Source organism: Burkholderia aenigmatica, assembly GCF_902499175.1.
Lineage (GTDB): Bacteria > Pseudomonadota > Gammaproteobacteria > Burkholderiales > Burkholderiaceae > Burkholderia > Burkholderia aenigmatica.
The window spans coordinates 133,498-150,637 of the sequence record NZ_CABVQC010000013.1; the positions used below are offsets into that span (position 1 = coordinate 133,498).

Genomic DNA, 17,140 nt, shown 5'->3' on the forward strand with positions numbered 1-17,140 from the left:
CCTCTCTCATTCGTAAAACGACTTAATAAGCGACAAATAATATATTGGACATCCCAATCCGGAAACTCCATTCTTGATTGATCCGAACCGGCACGCCGTTCACCGGCGTTGCCCAGACAACGATGGAGTCCCCCATGGCTTACAACCGTCGCTCGAAGCACATCACGCAAGGCGTGGCCCGATCGCCGAACCGCTCGATGTATTACGCACTCGGCTACCGGAAGGAAGATTTCGACAAGCCGATGATCGGTATCGCGAACGGCCATTCGACGATCACGCCGTGCAATTCCGGCCTGCAGCGGCTGTCCGACGCAGCCGTCGCGGCCGTGAAGGCGGCCGACGCGAACCCGCAGATCTTCGGCACGCCGACGATTTCGGACGGCATGTCGATGGGTACCGAAGGCATGAAGTACTCGCTCGTGTCGCGCGAAGTGATCGCCGACTGCATCGAGACCTGCGTGCAGGGCCAATGGATGGACGGCGTGGTCGTCGTCGGCGGCTGCGACAAGAACATGCCGGGCGGGATGATCGCGCTCGCGCGCCTGAACGTGCCGGGCATCTACGTGTACGGCGGCACGATCCGCCCCGGCAACTGGAAAGGCCGGGACCTGACGATCGTGTCGTCATTCGAGGCCGTCGGCGAATTCACCGCGGGCCGGATGTCGCAGGAGGATTTCGAAGGCGTCGAGCAGAACGCGTGCCCGACGTCGGGTTCGTGCGGCGGGATGTACACCGCGAACACGATGAGTTCGTCGTTCGAGGCGCTCGGGATGTCGCTGCTGTACTCGTCGACGATGGCGAACCCCGACCAGGAGAAGGTCGATTCGGCCGCCGAATCGGCGCGCGTGCTGGTCGAGGCGGTGAAGCGCGACCTGAAGCCGCGCGACATCATCACCAAGGCATCGATCGAGAACGCGGTGTCGGTGATCATGGCGACGGGCGGCTCGACCAACGCGGTGCTGCACTATCTGGCGATCGCGCACGCGGCCGAGGTCGACTGGACGATCGACGACTTCGAGCGCATCCGCAAGCGCGTACCCGTGATCTGCGACCTGAAGCCGTCCGGGAAGTACGTCGCGACCGACCTGCATCGCGCCGGCGGGATTCCGCAGGTGATGAAGATCCTGCTCGACGCGGGGCTGCTGCACGGCGACTGCATGACGATCACCGGCCGCACGCTCGCCGACGAACTGAAGGACGTGCCGAGCGTGCCGCGCGCGGACCAAGACGTGATCTTCCCGATCGACCGTGCGCTGTACAAGGAAGGCCACCTTGCGATCCTGAAGGGCAATCTCGCGGAAGACGGCGCGGTCGCGAAGATCACCGGCCTGAAGAACCCGGTGATCACGGGCCCGGCACGCGTGTTCGATGACGAGCAGAGCGCGATGGATGCGATTCTCGGCGACCGGATCCGCGCAGGCGACATCCTCGTGCTGCGCTACCTCGGCCCGAAGGGCGGCCCCGGCATGCCGGAAATGCTCGCGCCGACCTCGGCGATCATCGGCAAGGGGCTCGGCGAGTCGGTCGGCTTCATCACGGACGGCCGCTTCTCGGGCGGGACCTGGGGGATGGTGGTCGGCCACGTCGCGCCCGAAGCGTTCGTCGGCGGCACGATCGCGCTCGTGCAGGAAGGCGACTCGATCACGATCGACGCGCACCGGTTGCTGCTGCAGTTGAACGTCGACGACGCGGAACTCGCGCGCCGCCGCGCCGCATGGCAACAGCCGGCGCCGCGCTACACGCGCGGCGTGCTCGCGAAATTCGCTGCGCTGGCGCGCCCGGCGAACCAGGGCGCCGTCACGGGTTGACGCGGGCGCATCAAAACATGCGACCCCGATAAACATCGGCCGCCGGGGGAACGCGCAAAACGCGCGTTCCCTTTGCTTTTATAATGCGCGGACCATGTAGCCGGCCGTCCCCGCCGGCGGAGAACCGCATGAAACACTCGATATTGCGCGTCCTGCTCGCCCTGCTGCTGATCGGCAGTGCGGCGGCGGCGCGCGCCGACCAGGCCGACGGGCTTGCGCTTGCCCAGCGCAAGAACTGCATGGCCTGCCACGCGATCGGCAAGCCGCTGATGGGCCCATCGTTCCGCGACATCGCCAGCAAGTATGCGGCGCGCAGCGACGCCGTCGACTACCTTGCCCAATCGATCGTGAAAGGCAGCGTCGGCGTATGGGGCAGCGTGCCGATGCCCGCCAATACGCAACTGACGAACACCGAAGCCCACACGCTCGCGCAATGGGTGCTGTCGGTACACTGAACCGGACGCCCCGGGCGGGAATAGCCGCTGCGCCGGGTTCCGCCGACAGGCGGGCCTGTCCCGGCTGACCGGCGTCTCGCCGGCAGCGTTACCGGCTCTTACTGGAACCGCACTCCGTTTTTGGCCGGAATGGTCGCGCGCTCAACCGGCATGGCCGGTACGACGGCGCGCGATCTCTTCGTCGACAGCGTCACGAACCCAGTCCATCACCTCGCTTTCCAGCGCCAACGCCACTTCGCGCGTGATCTGGCCGACCAGCCAGGCCGAATGCTCATGCAGCGCGTCGCGACAGCGGGCTTCGATGGCATCGCGCCCTTCCCCGGTCAGATAGTTCGTCAGGCGATTGCGCAGGCGCTCGGCGATGTGCTGTGCATCTTCCGCCGTCAGCCCTGCGGCTGCCTGCGCGTCGGGCTGCGGCGCGGCGGCCGGCACGACGGCCTCCGGCAGGTGCGCTTCACGCGCGTGCCCGATCGCCTCGTGCGCCACCGCGGCGAACGCGTGTTGCGGCGCATCGTCGGCCAGCGACGAGCGCAGCGGCGCACTCATTGCCGCCGAGTCTTCGGCGACCACGTGCTCCGCGGCGCCAGGTTCGGCCGGCGCATCGGTCTCGCCCATCGCCGCCGCAGCAGCCATCGCTACGTCGCCCGGCAGTTCGACCGCCGGCACGTGCGGCGTCGGCACGGGTTCGACCACGACGGAATCGGGGTCAAGTGCACTTTGCATGGAATCGGCCGGCGCCGCACCCGCGGTGTGCGGTGCGACCACGTCGGTGAGCACCGGCATCGCCGCACCGGCATGCGGCTGAGATCGGTCGGACGCGGGCGAGCGCGCCGGCACCGGCTTGCCCGGCACCAACACGTCGGTCAGCGTCGGGATCGAGGATGAATCGGCTTCTGTCACGGGAACACTCCGTCGACGGTTGCGGCTAGCCGCCCTGCTTGTAGTTGTTCAGCGCGTAGCCGCGATCGCGGTAGAACCGGTAGCGGTCGCGGCCCGCGGCGAGCTCGTCCGGCGCATTGCCGACCACTTCGAGCAGGCGCTCGAAGCGAGCGAACTGCGCGGGCACGGCCGCGCCGAGGTTCAGCAGCACGTGATGATGCGGTGCGCGGTCGAGATCCGCGGCCAGCACGATCGGCGTGCCGGCTGCGTGCTCGCTGTCGACACCGCAATGCGGGATGAAATCGAGCGGCGAAAACGTCCAGAGCCGCTCGTCGAGCGCGCGCAGGCGCGCGGGCTCGGCGAGCACGACGACCGGCTGCCCGGCCAGGTAGGCCTTGCGCAGCAGCCGGCACGCGTACGCGAGCGAATCGCCGACGTTCGAGTGGAAATCGATCCGCGTCATTGCCCGCGTACCCGCAGCGTCGTCAACACCGCCATCACTGGCCGGCGCGGTCGATCAGGAACTGCGCGAGCAGCGGCACCGGACGGCCCGTCGCGCCCTTCGCTGCACCACCCTTCCAGGCGGTACCCGCGATGTCGAGGTGGGCCCACGGATAGCTGTCGGTGAAGCGCGACAGGAAGCACGCGGCCGTCACGGCGCCGGCCGGGCGCCCGCCGATGTTCGCGAGATCCGCGAAGTTCGACTTCAGCTGATCCTGGTACTCGTCGTCGAGCGGCATGCGCCACGCCGGATCGTTTGCCTCGCGCGATGCGTCGAGCAGTTCGCCCGCAAGCGCGTCGTCGGTCGAGAACAGGCCGCTGTTGTGGCCGCCCAGCGCGATCACGCATGCGCCCGTCAGCGTGGCAACGTCGATCACCGCAGCCGGCTTGAAGCGCTCGGCGTACGTGAGCGCGTCGCACAAGATCAGACGGCCTTCGGCGTCGGTGTTCAGCACCTCGATCGTCAGGCCCTTCATGCTGGTGACGATGTCGCCCGGCTTCGTCGCGTTGCCGCCCGGCATGTTCTCGCAGGTCGGCACGATCGCGACGACGTTGATCTTCAGGCCCATCTCGGCGACCGCGCGCATCGTGCCGAGCACGGAGCCCGCACCGCACATGTCGTACTTCATCTCGTCCATGCCCTCGCCCGGCTTCAGCGAGATGCCGCCCGTGTCGAACGTGATGCCCTTGCCGACCAGCACGACCGGCGCGGCCTTCGCGGCGGCGCCCTGGTAGTGCAGCACGATGAACTGCGGCGGCTCGACCGACGCGCGCGCGACCGACAGGAACGAGCCCATCTTCAGCGCCTGGATCTGCTTGAGCCCGAGCACTTCCGCCTTCAGGCCCCAATCCTTCGCGATCTTCTTCGCGGTGTTGCCGAGGTAGGTCGGCGTGCAGACGTTGCCCGGCAGGTTGCCCAGGTCGCGGGTGAGATCCATCCCGTTCGCGAGCGCGACGGCCTGCTTGACCGCGACCTTCGCAGCCTTTTCGTCGGACGGATCGACGCTGAACACGACGCGCTTGAGCGTGTGCGGCGCCGGTTCCGGCTTGCTCTTCATCTGCGTGAAGCGGTAGGTCTCGTTGCGCAGCGCGAGAATCGCCGCGCGCACGCCCCAGTCGGAGCTGCGCTCGTCGACCGGCAGTTGCGCGAGCGTGAACGTGACCTGGACGACCTTGGTCGCCAGCAGCGCGCGCCATGCGGCCGTCACGGCATCGTTATAGGCTTTCTGATTGAAAGCATCCTGCTTGCCGAGGCCGACGAGCAGCACGCGCGACGCGCCGATGCCCGACACTTCGTGCAGGAACAGCGTCTTGCCGCGCTTGCCGTCCATGTCGCCGGCCTTCACCACGCGCGAAATCAGCCCCTTGGTGGCCGTGTCGATGTCGAGCGCCGCGCCCGAAAGGGTCTGCGCCTCGAAGATGCCGAGCACGATGCAGTCGGACTTCCCGGTCAGGAACCCCTTGGCCTCGCCTTTGCTCCAATCACAGCCTTTTATGCTAAAGTCCATCGCGCTTGTCCTCGGATAAAATCTGGGCTAAGGATGAAAGCCGCAATTATCCGCTATTTTTCCCGTGGCGGCGCGAGCGCCGCACCACGCGTGCGCAGCCTCCCGCCCTCTTCTCATCAAGAATGATCTTCGAACGCTCCCTCCAGCGCGAGCTTGCGTATACGGCTGGCGCCGTGTTCATGGTGCTGCTCACGATCATGCTCACGACGATGATGATCCGCATCGTCGGCTACGCCGCGTCCGGTGAAATCGATCCGCGGGACGTCCTCGTGCTGATCGGCCTCACCGTGATCGGCTACCTCGCCGTGATGCTCGTCGTCACGCTGTTCGTGTCGATCCTGTTCGTGCTGACCCGGTGGTACCGGGACTCCGAAATGGTCGTGTGGCTCGCGTCGGGCGTGAGCCTCACGCGCCTCATCAAGCCGATCGGCGTGTTCGCCACGCCGATCGTGCTGCTGATCGCCTTCTTCGCGTTCGTCGGCTGGCCGTGGTCGAACCAGCAGAGCAAGATGATCAAGGCGCGCTTCCAGCAGCGCGACGAGATCTCGCTGCTCGCGCCGGGCCAGTTCCGCGAGTCGGCCGCGAACCACCGCGTGTTCTTCATCGAGAAGATGACGCCCGACCAGAGCAAGGTGCAGAACGTGTTCGTGACCTCGACCGAGAACGGCAAGGTCAACGTGGTCGTGTCGCAGACGGGGCACACGGAAACGCGCGACGGCAGCCGCTTCGTCGTCCTGGAAGACGGCCGCCGCTACGACGGCACGCCCGGCCAGCCGAACTTCAAGATCATGGAGTTCGAGCGCTACGGCGTGAAGATCACGAGCACCCCGGTCACCAACGTGCCGAGCACCAACAGCACGCCGACGCCGGACCTGCTGCGCAACCCGACGAACGACAACCTCGCGGAATTCGCGTGGCGCGCGGGGCTGCCGCTGATCGCGATCAACCTGATGGTGCTCGGCATTCCGCTGTCGTACCAGAACCCGCGCCGCAGCCGCACGATCAACCTCGTGATGGCAGTGCTGATCTACCTCACGTACTCGAACTTGCTGAACGTCGTGCAGGCGCAGATCGAGCAGGGCAAGATGTCGTTCGGCGTCGGCCTGGTCGGCCTGCATCTGGTCGTCGCGGTGATCGTCGCGTTCATCTTCTGGTTGCGCGTGCGCAATCGTCCGCTGTTTACACGCGCGCTGTTCGGCCGCTCGGGAGCATGATCGATGCGGCTCTATGAAAAGTACTTCGCGCGACAGATCTACGTCACGTTCGTCTTCATCCTGTTCGCATTCTCGGGCCTGTTCTTCTTCTTCGACCTGATCAGCGAACTGAATTCGGTCGGGCACGGCAACTACAAGTTCGGCTACGCGGTGCTGCGCGTCGCGCTGCAGACGCCGTCGCGCTTCTACGAGATCATCCCGGTCGCCGCGCTGATCAGCGCGATCTACGTGTTCGCGCAGATGGCCGCGAACTCGGAATTCACGATCTTCCGCGTGTCGGGCCTCGCGACCAATCAGGCGTTGCGCTCGCTGCTGAAGATCGGCATCCCGCTCGTGATCCTCACCTACCTGATCGGCGAATTCGTCGGCCCGTACGCCGACCAGCTGTCCGAACGCGTGCGGCTGCAGGCGCTCGGCGCGTCGGTGTCGTCGAACTTCCAGTCGGGCGTGTGGGTGAAGGACACGCTCGCGGCCCGCGAGAACGGCGAGCAGGTCACGCGCTTCGTCAACGTCGGCAGCCTGTCGCCCGACTCGACGATCAGCAACGTGCGCATCTACGAATTCGATTCGAAATTCCAGCTGCGGAACGTGCGGATCGCGCAAACGGGCCGCTACGAGCCGCCCGGCCACTGGCTGCTGAAGGGCGTCACGGAAACGGAACTCACGCCGATCAAGCCGATCAGCGGCCAGCCGACCGACGCGCTGAACCCCGTGTACCGGTCGCAGCAGGTGTCGCTGCCCGAATACCGGCTGCGTTCGGACCTGACGCCGCAAATCCTGTCGGTGCTGCTCGTGTCGCCGGAACGCATGTCGCTCATCAACCTGTTCCGCTACATCCAGCACTTGCGCGAGAACCAGCAGGACACGCAGCGCTACGACATCGCACTGTGGCGCAAGCTGCTGTATCCGTTCGCGGTGTTCGTGATGCTCGTGCTGTCGCTGCCGTTCGCGTACCTGCACACGCGCGCGGGTGTGGTCGGCGTGAAGGTGTTCGGCGGCATCATGCTCGGCATGAGCTTCCAGCTCCTCAATACGCTGTTCTCGCACATCGGCACGCTGAACACCTGGCCCGCGCCACTGACGGCCGCCACGCCAGGCCTCATCTATCTCGCGCTCGGGCTGTTCGCGCTCAAGTGGGTCGACCGGCACTGAGTGCCGCGTCGCGACGGAGGCTTCGACATGAGTTCGCACGGCATCGTCCTGTTCGGCCACGGCGCCCGCGACCCGCGCTGGGCCGAGCCGTTCGAGCGGCTCGCCGCGCGGCTGCGCGGCGCCCCCTCCCCCACTGCGCACGTGTCGCTCGCGTTCCTCGAACTGATGACGCCGTCGCTCGGTGACGCGGTCGCCGCGCAGGTCGCGGCCGGCTGCACGCACATCACCGTGGTGCCCGTGTTCTTCGGCCAGGGCGGCCATGTCCGCCGCGACCTGCCGCAGCTCGTCGACGCCTGCCGCGCCGCGCACCCCGGCGTCGAGATCCGCTGCGCGACGGCCGTCGGCGAAGACGACGGTGTGCTCGACGCGATCGCGCGCTACTGCATCGACCAGGTCGGCGACGACGCCTGAACGAAGCATCGGCGGCCTCAAATGAAAAAAGCGCTGGCAGAAGCCAGCGCTTTTTTTTGGACTGCGTCAGTCACCGGAACGGCGGCGTGCGAGGCATCGCCACGCGCCGTTCCCGCTCAGGCGGCATCGCGCAACGCGCTACCCTCTTTTGCCTGCGCGGCGCGCTCCGCGAACGCATCGCCGATCATCAGCAGGCTCGGTTCGGCCGGATCGAGCCACGCCTGCGCGTCGCCCGCCGCCATCTGCGCGAGCGTCAGCGTCAGCGTGCGCTCGCGCGCGGTGCTGCACGCCTCCACGATCGCCACCGGCGTCGCCGGCGCACGGCCGGCGTCGATCAGCTCCTGCGCGATGCCGGGCGCGCTGTCGCGGCCCATGTAGTAGACGATCGAATCGGCGCGTGCGGCTTCGCGAATCTCGTCGCTGCCCGGTGCGCGGCTGTGCGTCGCGAATGCCACGCTGCGCGACACGCCGCGCAACGTCAGCGAACGCTTCAGCGTCGCCGCGCCGGCCAGCGCCGCGGTGATGCCCGGCACGACCTCGTAGTCGATACCGGCTGCTTCCAGCGCGCGCATTTCCTCTTCCGCGCGACCGAACAGCATCGGGTCGCCGCCCTTCAGCCGCACGACGCACGCGTGCTCGCGTGCCGCATCGACGATCTGCTTGTTGATGAAGTGCTGCGCGGTCGAGCGCTGCCCGCAGCGCTTGCCGACCGCAATGCGGCGCGCGTTCGGCGCGTAGTCGAGCATCGCGGGCTCAACGAGCGCGTCGTGCAGCACGACGTCCGCCTGCGCGAGCAGCCGCGCGCCACGCACCGTGATGAGGTCGGCTGCGCCCGGCCCTGCTCCGATCAGATACACCTTGCCCATATTTGTCGCTTCGCTTGGTCCCTGCGGACGACGGCGTCCGGCCCGCGCCGCCATGAGGCGGCGCGGCTCTCCGGTTATGCCGAGAATGCCCGGATCATGCCTGCGGCGACCGTGTGGTGCGTCGCCTCGTCGATCAGCACGAACGCACCGGTACCCGGATGCGCGTCGTACGTGTCGCAAACGATCGGCTTCTGCAGCGTCAGCGCGACGCGGCCGATGTCGTTCATCTTCAGCTCGTGACGGTCGGTCGCGTGCGACAGCGTGTGCACGTCGAGCACCTGCTTGACGCCGCCGATCTTCGCGAACACCGTGCTGGTGGTCTGCTTCAGCAGGTACTTGCGCTGCGGCGACAGCGGCGTCTCGTCGAACCAGCACAGATCGGCTTCGAGCTTCTTCGCCGGCTCGACCGGCTCGCCGGACGTGACGAACATGTCGCCGCGCGACACGTCGACGTCTTCCGCGAGGCGGATCGTCACGGTCTGGCCCGCGAACGCATGCGGGACGGACGCGGTGCCGCCCGGCACCGGCGCGACGATCTCGGCGATCGTGGCCGTGCGGTTCGACGGCAGCACGACGATCTCGTCGCCGACCTTCACTTCGCCCGACTCGAGACGGCCCATATAGCCGCGGAAATCGTCGGCCGAACTGCCGTCCTGGCGCGCGACCCACTGCACCGGGAAGCGCAGCGCGTCATGCGCCTGCGTCTCGACCGGCAGCGATTCGAGCACGTCGAGCAGCGGTTCGCCCGCGTACCACGGCATGCGCTCGCTCGCGCCGACGATGTTGTCGCCCTTCAGCGCCGACACCGGCACGAAGCGCACGTCGCTCAGGCCGAGTTGCTTCGCCAGCGTGACGTAGGCGTCGCGGATCTCGTTGAAGCGCGCTTCGCTGTAGTCGACGAGGTCCATCTTGTTGATCGCGACGATCACGTGCTGCAGCGCGAGCAGCTTGACGATCGCGCTGTGGCGCTTGGTCTGCGGCAGCAGGTCAGCCACGCCGTTCTCGATCGTCACGCGCGTCGCGTCGATCAGGATGATCGCCGCGTGCGCGGTCGACGCGCCCGTCACCATGTTGCGCGTGTACTGCTCGTGGCCCGGCGTGTCGGCGATGATGAACTTGCGCTTCGCGGTCGCGAAGTAGCGGTACGCGACGTCGATCGTGATGCCCTGCTCGCGCTCGGCTTCGAGACCGTCGGTCAGCAGCGCGAGGTCGAGCTCGTCGCCGACCGTGCGCTTGTTCTTCGCACGCGACAGCGCGGACAGCTGGTCGGACAGCACGGCCTTGCTGTCGTACAGCAGGCGGCCGATCAGCGTGCTCTTGCCGTCGTCGACGCTGCCTGCGGTGATGAAGCGCAGCACGCCGAGGTCTTCGTTGTTCTCGATGATGCTCATGATGTGAATGTCCTCGTGTGCTTCAGAAATAACCTTGCTTCTTGCGCTGTTCCATCGCCGCTTCGGATGCCTGGTCGTCCATCCGGGTCGCGCCGCGCTCGGTGATCTCGGTCACCGCCGTCTCGGCGATGATCTTCTCGACGTCGTCCGCGTCGCTCTCGACCGGGCACGTGCAGGAAATGTCGCCGACCGTGCGGAAACGCACCTGCGCAAGCTCGCTCGTCTCGCCGTCACGCATCGGCGTGAGCGGCGTGACGGGCACGAGCAGCCCGTTGCGGCGCACGATCTCGCGCGGGTGCGCGTAATAGATCGACGGCAGTTCGAGGTTCTCGCGTGCGATGTACTGCCACACGTCGAGCTCGGTCCAGTTCGAGATCGGGAACACGCGCAGGTGCTCGCCCTTGTGCAGACGGGCGTTGTACAGGCTCCACAGTTCCGGGCGCTGCGCCTTCGGATCCCACTGGCCGAATTCGTCGCGGAACGAGAAGATGCGTTCCTTCGCCCGCGCCTTCTCTTCGTCGCGGCGCGCGCCGCCGATCAGCGCCGTGTAGCCGTGCTGCTCGATCGTCTCGAGCAGCGTGACGGCCTGCGCGGCATTACGCGAATCGGTTTCGCGGCGCAGCACGACCGTGCCGCGCTTGATCGAATCCTCGACGTGCCCGACGACCAGCTCGGCGCCCAGCTCCTGCGCGCGGCGATCGCGGAAGTCGATCACTTCTTCGTAGTTGTGGCCCGTGTCGATGTGCACGAGCGGGAACGGCAGCGTCGTCTTGCGGTTCGCGCCGAGGCCGAATGCTTTCAGCGCCAGATGCAGCACGACGACCGAATCCTTGCCGCCCGAGAACAACAGCGCCGGCTTGCTGCATTCGGCGACCAGTTCGCGCAGGATGTGGATCGACTCGGCTTCGAGCCAGTCGAGGTGGCCCATGCGGTTGTCGGCACCGGTGGGCGGGGCAAAGGCGGATTGCTCGAGCGTCGTGCTCATGATTTCAGTCCTTCTCTTCTGGGTTCGTGCCGCCCGCTGTCGCGGGCGGCGCAATATTCAGTTTCTTGTCAGGCTTTCAGTGCGTGGCGCCGGTAACGGCTTCCGCGGGAATCGGCGTGATCGTCGTGATGTGCAGCCCGCATTCCTTCGTATCGCGCGACTCCCACCACCAGCGGCCCGCGCGGCTGTCCTCGCCGGGACGGATCGCCCGCGTACACGGCTCGCAGCCGATGCTCGGGTAGCCGCGCGCATGCAGCGGATTCACCGGCACGTCAAACGCCTTGAGGTACGCCCACACGTCGGCTTCCGTCCAGTCGGCGAGCGGGTTGTACTTCGCGATCCCGCGTGCATCGTCCTGTTCTTCCTCGTGCAGCTCCGCGCGCGTGACCGACTGCTCGCGGCGCTGGCCCGTGACCCACGCACCGACGTCCGACAGCGCGCGGTTCAGCGGCTCGACCTTGCGGATGTGGCAGCACGACTTGCGCAGCTCGACGCTCTCGTAGAACGCGTTCAGGCCGTGCTCGGCAACGTACTGGTCGACCGCGTCCTGCTGCGGATGGAACTGCTCGATCTCGTAGCCGTAGCGCTCGCGCACACGGTCGATCATACCGAGCGTTTCCGCGTGCAGGCGGCCCGTATTCAGCGAGAAGATGCCGATCGACACGCCCTTCGACAGGATCGCATGCGTGAGCAGCATGTCTTCCGCCGCGAGGCTGCTCGCGAACTTCACCTTCTCGTGACGGGCACCGATCTGCGCGAGCAGCGCGTCGAGGCGCTCGACCTTCGCGGCGAGTTCCGGCGTCAGCGCGGTAGCGGTGCTCATGCGCTCACCTTCGCTTCGCGCGTCGCTACGTCAGCCGCCGCGGCGCGACGGCGGAACAGCGGTTCGGGCTGGTCGAACGCACCCTGGTAACGCTGCGTGAATTCCGTGAACGCATTCAGCGCATCGTGGATGTCCTTGTCGGCGCGCACCGCGTATGCGTCGAAGCCGCAACGCGACATGTACAGCAGCTGGTCGCGCAGCACGTCGCCGATCGCGCGCAGCTCGCCCGTCCAGCCGTGGCGCTCGCGCAGCAGGCGCGCGATGCTGTAGCCGCGGCCGTCCGCGAAGCGCGGGAAATCGACCGCGACCAGCGAAATCGCGCTGAAATCGGCCACGAGATCGGCCGGCTCGCTGTCCGGTGCGAGCCACACGCCGAGCTCGTCCTTCGTCTTCGCGGCGACGAGCGCCGCGCGCTCGGCCTGCCACAACGCGAACGGCACCAGCACCTTGCCGGCCGGCAATGCGTCGACCGCGGGCAGTGCACCGTCTTCCGCCGCGCGCACGACCTGCCATGCATCGTCGATCACTGCGCGGTTCTTGATAATCGAAGCCATCTGCTAGTTCCTTCTACCCGGTTGGTTACGCGTTCACTGCCTGGCGCGCCGCATACACGCGCTCCTTGAACGGCGCGATGCCGATACGGTCGTACGTGTCGACGAAGCGCTCGCCGTCGATGCGCGATTCGACGAACGTGTCGATCAGCTTCGCGATCACGTCGGGCACTTCTTCCGCCGAGAACGACGGCCCGATCACGCGGCCGAGGCGCGCGCCGTTCTGGCCCGTGCCCTGCTCGCCGCCGAGCGACACCTGGTACCACTCGGCACCGTCCTTGTCGACGCCGAGGATGCCGATGTTGCCGACATGGTGGTGACCGCACGAGTTCATGCAACCGGAAATGTTCAGCGACAGGTCGCCGAGGTCGTACACATAGTCGAGATCGTCGAAGCGCTGCTGGATCCCCAGCGCGATCGGGATCGACTTCGCGTTCGCGAGCGAGCAGAAGTCGCCGCCCGGGCACGCGATGATGTCGGTCAGGAGGCCGATGTTCGGCGTCGCGAAACCGGCGGCCTTCGCCTTTTCCCACACCGCGAACAGGTCGCGCTTCTTCACGTTCGCGAGGATCAGGTTCTGCTCGTGCGACACGCGCAGCTCGCCGAACGAGTACGCGTCGGCCCAGTCGGCCACCTGTTCCATCTGCTTGTCGGTCGCGTCGCCCGGCGCCGCGCGATGATCCTTCAGCGACAGCGTGACGGCCGCGTAGCCAGCCACCTTGTGCGGCGCGACGTTACGCTCGACCCAGCGCGCGAACGCCTTGTTCTCGAGCAGATGCTGTTCGAACGATGCGTCGGTGTCGGCCAGCTTCTCGTAGGCCGGCGGCTGGAAGTACTGCGACACGCGATCGACTTCCGCCTGCGTGAGCGTCGACGGGCCGTCCTTCAGGTGCTGCCACTCTTCCTCGACCTGCTGCGCGAACTTCGCGGGCGACAACGCCTTCACGAGGATCTTGATGCGCGCCTTGTACAGGTTGTCGCGGCGGCCGTAGCGGTTATACACGCGCAGCACGGCTTCGCAGTAGGTCAGCAGGTGCTGCCACGGCAGGTCTTCCTTGATCACCGCGCCGATGATCGGCGTCCGGCCGAGGCCGCCGCCCGCGAGGATGCTCGCGACCACTTCGCCCTGCGCATTCTTCTTCAGGTACACGCCGAGGTCGTGGATCTGCACGGCCGCGCGGTCGTCCTTCGAGCCCGACACCGCGATCTTGAACTTGCGCGGCAGCCACAGGAATTCGGGATGGAACGTCGACCACTGGCGCAGGATTTCCGACCACGGACGCGGATCGATCTCCTCGTCCTGCGCGACGCCGGCGAACTGGTCGGCCGTGATGTTGCGGATGCAGTTACCCGACGTCTGGATCGCGTGCATCTGCACCGACGCGAGCTTCGCGAGGATTTCGGGCGTGTCTTCCAGCTCGACCCAGTTGAACTGGATGTTCGAGCGGGTCGAGAAGTGACCGTAGCCGCGGTCGTGTTCGCGGGCGATGCGCGCCAGCATCCGGAGCTGGTCGCTGCGCAGGTTGCCGTACGGAATCGCGATGCGGTGCATGTACGCGTGGCGCTGCATGTACAGGCCGTTCTGCAGGCGCAGCGGACGGAATTCGTCTTCGCTCAACTCGCCCGACAGCCGGCGGCGCACCTGATCGCGGTACTGCGCGACACGCTCGTCGACGATCGTCTGGTCGTATTGGTCGTACTGATACATTCGGGGACCCCAGGGTTTTCGTGGTGACCGCGCGACGTCCTAGCCACGTCGCGCCCGAATCTCCGTTCCGCCGTCACCACCGCCATCCGCTGCCGGGTGGATTGCTAATGACGAAAACAGATATCCATATTTGAAAAACTCCGGTGAATCGTAATAAACTCGCCTTATATTTCAAACGACTAAAAAATTCTGTTGATATGCGGAAGGGTTATAAATGAACCTGCACCAATTTCGCTTCGTGCGCGAGGCCGTCCGGCAGAATTTCAACCTCACCGAGGCCGCCAAGGCGCTCTACACGTCGCAACCGGGGGTATCGAAGGCGATCATCGAGCTCGAGGACGAGCTGGGCGTGGAGATCTTCACGCGGCACGGCAAGCGCGTGCGCTCGCTCACCGAGCCGGGCAGGATCATCCTCGCGTCGGTCGAGCGGATCCTCCAGGAGGTTGAAAGCCTTAAAAGGGTCGGGAAAGATTATGCAGCCCAGGATCAGGGCAACCTGACCATCGCCGCGACCCACACGCAGGCCCGCTACTCGCTGCCGGCGGCGATCGCCGAATTCAAGAAACGCTTCCCGAAGGTGCACCTGTCGATCCTGCAGGGCAGCCCGACGCAGGTCGCCGAGATGGTGATCCACGACCAGGCCGATCTCGCGATCGCGACCGAGGCGATTTCCGACTACAAGGAACTCGTGTCGCTGCCCTGCTTCCAGTGGCACCACGCGGCCGTCGTGCCGGCCGACCATCCGCTGCTCGAACGCAAGCCGGTCACGCTCGACGATCTCGCGCAGTACCCGCTGATCACGTACGACGACGCGTTCGCGGGCCGCAAGAAGATCAACCATGCGTTCGCGCTGCGCGGGCTGTCGCCGGACATCGTGCTCGAGGCGATCGACGCCGACGTGATCAAGACCTACGTCGAACTCGGCCTCGGCGTCGGCATCATGGCCGACATCGCGTTCAACCCGGAGCGCGACCGCAACCTGCGGCTGATCCCGGTCGGCCACCTGTTCGGCAGCAACGTGACGCGCGTCGCGCTCAAGCAGGGCGCCTACCTGCGCAGCTATGTGTATACGTTGGTCGAACTGCTGTCGCCGACGCTGAACCGCAAGCTGATCGAACAGGCGCTCAAGGGCGAATCCGAATCGTACGAACTCTGAGCGGCGTGTATAAACACGGGGGCGCACATCGCGCCCCTTTTTGCTGTCCGACGGAGCATTCCGCATGACGCGTCCCGCCCTGCCACCACTTCCCGCTCTGCTGCGCCGCGCCGCCGGCGTCGCCCTCGCGCTCGCCTGCGTGGCCGCGCAGGCCGACCTGAAGGTCGGCGTCGACCTGTCGTCGACCGGCCCGGCCGCCGCGATCGGCATCACGAGCAAGAACGCGATCCTGATGTGGCCGAAGACGATCGCCGGGCAGCCCGTGCAGGTGACGGTGCTCGACGACGCGTCCGATCCCGGCACCGCGGTGCGCAATATCCGCAAGCTGGTGGACGAGGATCACGTCGACGTCGTGGTCGGCCCGAACATCACCCCGGCCGCGCTCGCGGCGCTCGATGCGGCGGCCACCGGGCAGACGCCGATGATCACGCTGGTCGGTTCCGGCGCGATCGTCGAGCCGCAGGAAGGCGCGCGAACCTGGGCGTTCAAGATGGCGCAGAGCGACAGCGCGATGGCCGACGTGATGACGCGCTATATGGCGAACCACGGCGTGAAGACGGTCAGCTTCATCGGCTTCGCGGACAGCTATGGCGACAGTTGGCTGAACGAGTTCACGCGTTTCGCGGACCTGCGCAAGATCCGCGTCATCGCGACCGAGCGCTTCAACCGCACCGACGCGAGCGTCACGGGCCAGGCGCTGAAGCTGATCGCGGCAAAGCCCGACGCGATCCTGATCGCGGGCTCGGGCACGCCCGCCGTGCTGCCGCAGCGCACGCTGATCGAACGCGGCTACAAGGGCCCGATCTATCAGACGCACGGGATCGCGACGCCGGAATTCATCAAGCTTGGCGGCAAGGACGTCGACGGGACGCTGTTCCCGACCCAGCCGGTGGTCGTCGCACGCACGCTGCCGGCCGATCATCCGGCCCGCAAGGCCGCGCTCGCGTTCGTCGACGCGTACGAGGCGAAGTACGGCGCCGGCACGGTCACGCAGTTCGCGGGCGACGCGGCGGGCGTCTATCCGCGCCTCGCCGACGCGGTCGGCCGCGCGCTTAAGGCCGCGCAGCCCGGCACGCCCACGTTCCGCGCGGCGCTGCGGCACGAGCTGGAACGCGCGCACGAGCTCGTCGTGCCGAATGGCGTCGTCAACACGAGCGACAAGGATCATGTGGGGCTCGATCAGCGCGCGAGCGTGATGGGGATCGTCAAACAGGGCCGGTTCGTCTACCTGAGCCAGTGACGTGTGCGGCCGGCAACCGGGCAGCTTGCCCGGCGGCAGGATTTCGGACATAATCCGCGTTTCGCCGCGCACAATCGCATGCGCGGCCAGGATCAAGCCCAGGTGGTGAAATTGGTAGACGCAGGGGACTCAAAATCCCCCGCCGCAAGGCGTGCCGGTTCGATTCCGGCCCTGGGCACCAGCATTCTCGCAGCGCGATGCGCTGCGCTTCCCGAAACCCGCGCAAGCTCGCCGCTTCGCGGGTTTTTTGTTTTTGCCGCATGCACCCGCAACGCGTACCCCCACGCAGCAGTCCAAGCATCATGAGGATGCGCGACACGGAGGCACGCCATGTCCATGCGCACGATTTCATCTCCGCTCTGCCGCCGCGTGCTCGCCGTGGCGCTGTCGCTCATGCTGGCCGGATGCGACGTACTGAGAGAAGGAGAGATATTTCCCAGGGGGACGAAAGATAAGTGGGAACAACCGGGATGATACGGGAAGAGTCCGGAA

At 66.5% G+C, this 17,140-nt stretch carries 16 protein-coding genes and 1 tRNA gene; 8 read left to right on the forward strand and 9 right to left on the reverse strand.

Translation table 11 applies throughout. The annotated features are described in order from the left end of the window. Positions 1-134 precede the first annotated feature (134 nt). Positions 135-1,808, forward strand: coding sequence for a dihydroxy-acid dehydratase (gene ilvD, locus BDO18943_RS12265; RefSeq protein ID WP_043189857.1), 1,674 nt, complete (start codon positions 135-137; stop codon positions 1,806-1,808). Between the two features lie 128 nt (positions 1,809-1,936). Continuing rightward, positions 1,937-2,263: a c-type cytochrome gene (locus BDO18943_RS12270; protein WP_175022487.1), complete on the forward strand. Its 327-nt coding sequence runs from the start codon at positions 1,937-1,939 to the stop codon at positions 2,261-2,263. 141 nt (positions 2,264-2,404) lie between these two features. On the opposite strand, the gene BDO18943_RS12275 is transcribed toward BDO18943_RS12270, so the two are convergent. Genes BDO18943_RS12275 through BDO18943_RS12285 form a run of 3 tightly spaced genes read right to left on the reverse strand, consistent with a single transcriptional unit; the run spans position 2,405 to position 5,151 of the window. After that, entirely contained in the window at positions 2,405-3,163 is a 759-nt protein-coding gene (locus BDO18943_RS12275; RefSeq protein ID WP_175022488.1) for a DUF2486 family protein, read from the reverse strand. Positions 3,164-3,188: 25 nt separating this feature from the next. Beyond that, complete coding sequence (locus BDO18943_RS12280; protein WP_043189863.1) at positions 3,189-3,605, reverse strand: DNA polymerase III subunit chi; 417 nt, start codon at positions 3,603-3,605, stop codon at positions 3,189-3,191. A gap of 34 nt (positions 3,606-3,639) precedes the next feature. After that, positions 3,640-5,151 (reverse strand): leucyl aminopeptidase, encoded by a 1,512-nt coding sequence (locus BDO18943_RS12285; RefSeq protein WP_175022489.1) that lies wholly within the window; start codon positions 5,149-5,151, stop codon positions 3,640-3,642. 122 nt (positions 5,152-5,273) lie between these two features. Here BDO18943_RS12285 and lptF point away from each other — a divergent pair, with 122 nt between their 5' ends. The 3 genes from lptF to BDO18943_RS12300 are packed head-to-tail and all read left to right on the forward strand — an operon-like array spanning position 5,274 to position 7,928. Beyond that, complete coding sequence (gene lptF, locus BDO18943_RS12290) at positions 5,274-6,365, forward strand: LPS export ABC transporter permease LptF (RefSeq protein WP_043189868.1); 1,092 nt, start codon at positions 5,274-5,276, stop codon at positions 6,363-6,365. A 3-nt stretch (positions 6,366-6,368) separates the two neighbouring features. Continuing rightward, positions 6,369-7,517 (forward strand): LPS export ABC transporter permease LptG, encoded by a 1,149-nt coding sequence (gene lptG / locus BDO18943_RS12295; protein ID WP_175022490.1) that lies wholly within the window; start codon positions 6,369-6,371, stop codon positions 7,515-7,517. Between the two features lie 27 nt (positions 7,518-7,544). After that, positions 7,545-7,928 (forward strand): sirohydrochlorin chelatase, encoded by a 384-nt coding sequence (locus tag BDO18943_RS12300; protein WP_175022491.1) that lies wholly within the window; start codon positions 7,545-7,547, stop codon positions 7,926-7,928. Between the two features lie 116 nt (positions 7,929-8,044). Here BDO18943_RS12300 and cobA read toward each other — a convergent pair whose 3' ends face one another. The 6 genes from cobA to BDO18943_RS12330 form a co-directional block, all read right to left on the reverse strand. Next, entirely contained in the window at positions 8,045-8,794 is a 750-nt protein-coding gene (cobA, locus tag BDO18943_RS12305) for a uroporphyrinogen-III C-methyltransferase (RefSeq protein ID WP_089451128.1), read from the reverse strand. A 74-nt stretch (positions 8,795-8,868) separates the two neighbouring features. After that, the gene (locus BDO18943_RS12310) at positions 8,869-10,185 is read right to left on the reverse strand and encodes a sulfate adenylyltransferase subunit 1 (protein ID WP_174955427.1); all 1,317 of its coding nucleotides are present in this window, start codon (positions 10,183-10,185) and stop codon (positions 8,869-8,871) included. Positions 10,186-10,207: 22 nt separating this feature from the next. Further along, positions 10,208-11,170: a sulfate adenylyltransferase subunit CysD gene (cysD, locus tag BDO18943_RS12315; RefSeq protein WP_175022492.1), complete on the reverse strand. Its 963-nt coding sequence runs from the start codon at positions 11,168-11,170 to the stop codon at positions 10,208-10,210. A gap of 76 nt (positions 11,171-11,246) precedes the next feature. Further along, positions 11,247-11,993: a phosphoadenylyl-sulfate reductase gene (locus BDO18943_RS12320; RefSeq protein WP_175022493.1), complete on the reverse strand. Its 747-nt coding sequence runs from the start codon at positions 11,991-11,993 to the stop codon at positions 11,247-11,249. Further along, a complete protein-coding gene (locus BDO18943_RS12325) occupies positions 11,990-12,547 on the reverse strand; it encodes a DUF934 domain-containing protein (RefSeq protein ID WP_175022494.1) in 558 nt (185 codons plus the stop codon). The genes BDO18943_RS12320 and BDO18943_RS12325 overlap by 4 nt, the downstream gene beginning before the upstream one ends. 25 nt (positions 12,548-12,572) lie before the next feature. Then, positions 12,573-14,252: a nitrite/sulfite reductase gene (locus tag BDO18943_RS12330; RefSeq protein ID WP_043189889.1), complete on the reverse strand. Its 1,680-nt coding sequence runs from the start codon at positions 14,250-14,252 to the stop codon at positions 12,573-12,575. A 214-nt stretch (positions 14,253-14,466) separates the two neighbouring features. Between BDO18943_RS12330 and BDO18943_RS12335 the strand changes: the two genes are divergently transcribed. From BDO18943_RS12335 to BDO18943_RS12345, 3 genes are all read left to right on the forward strand, one after another. Then, positions 14,467-15,408, forward strand: a complete 942-nt coding sequence (locus tag BDO18943_RS12335) for a CysB family HTH-type transcriptional regulator (protein WP_014896306.1) — start codon at positions 14,467-14,469, stop codon at positions 15,406-15,408. Positions 15,409-15,472: 64 nt separating this feature from the next. After that, positions 15,473-16,648 (forward strand): ABC transporter substrate-binding protein, encoded by a 1,176-nt coding sequence (locus BDO18943_RS12340; RefSeq protein ID WP_175022495.1) that lies wholly within the window; start codon positions 15,473-15,475, stop codon positions 16,646-16,648. A gap of 96 nt (positions 16,649-16,744) precedes the next feature. Continuing rightward, positions 16,745-16,829: transfer RNA gene (locus BDO18943_RS12345), tRNA-Leu, on the forward strand. Positions 16,830-17,140 lie beyond the last annotated feature (311 nt).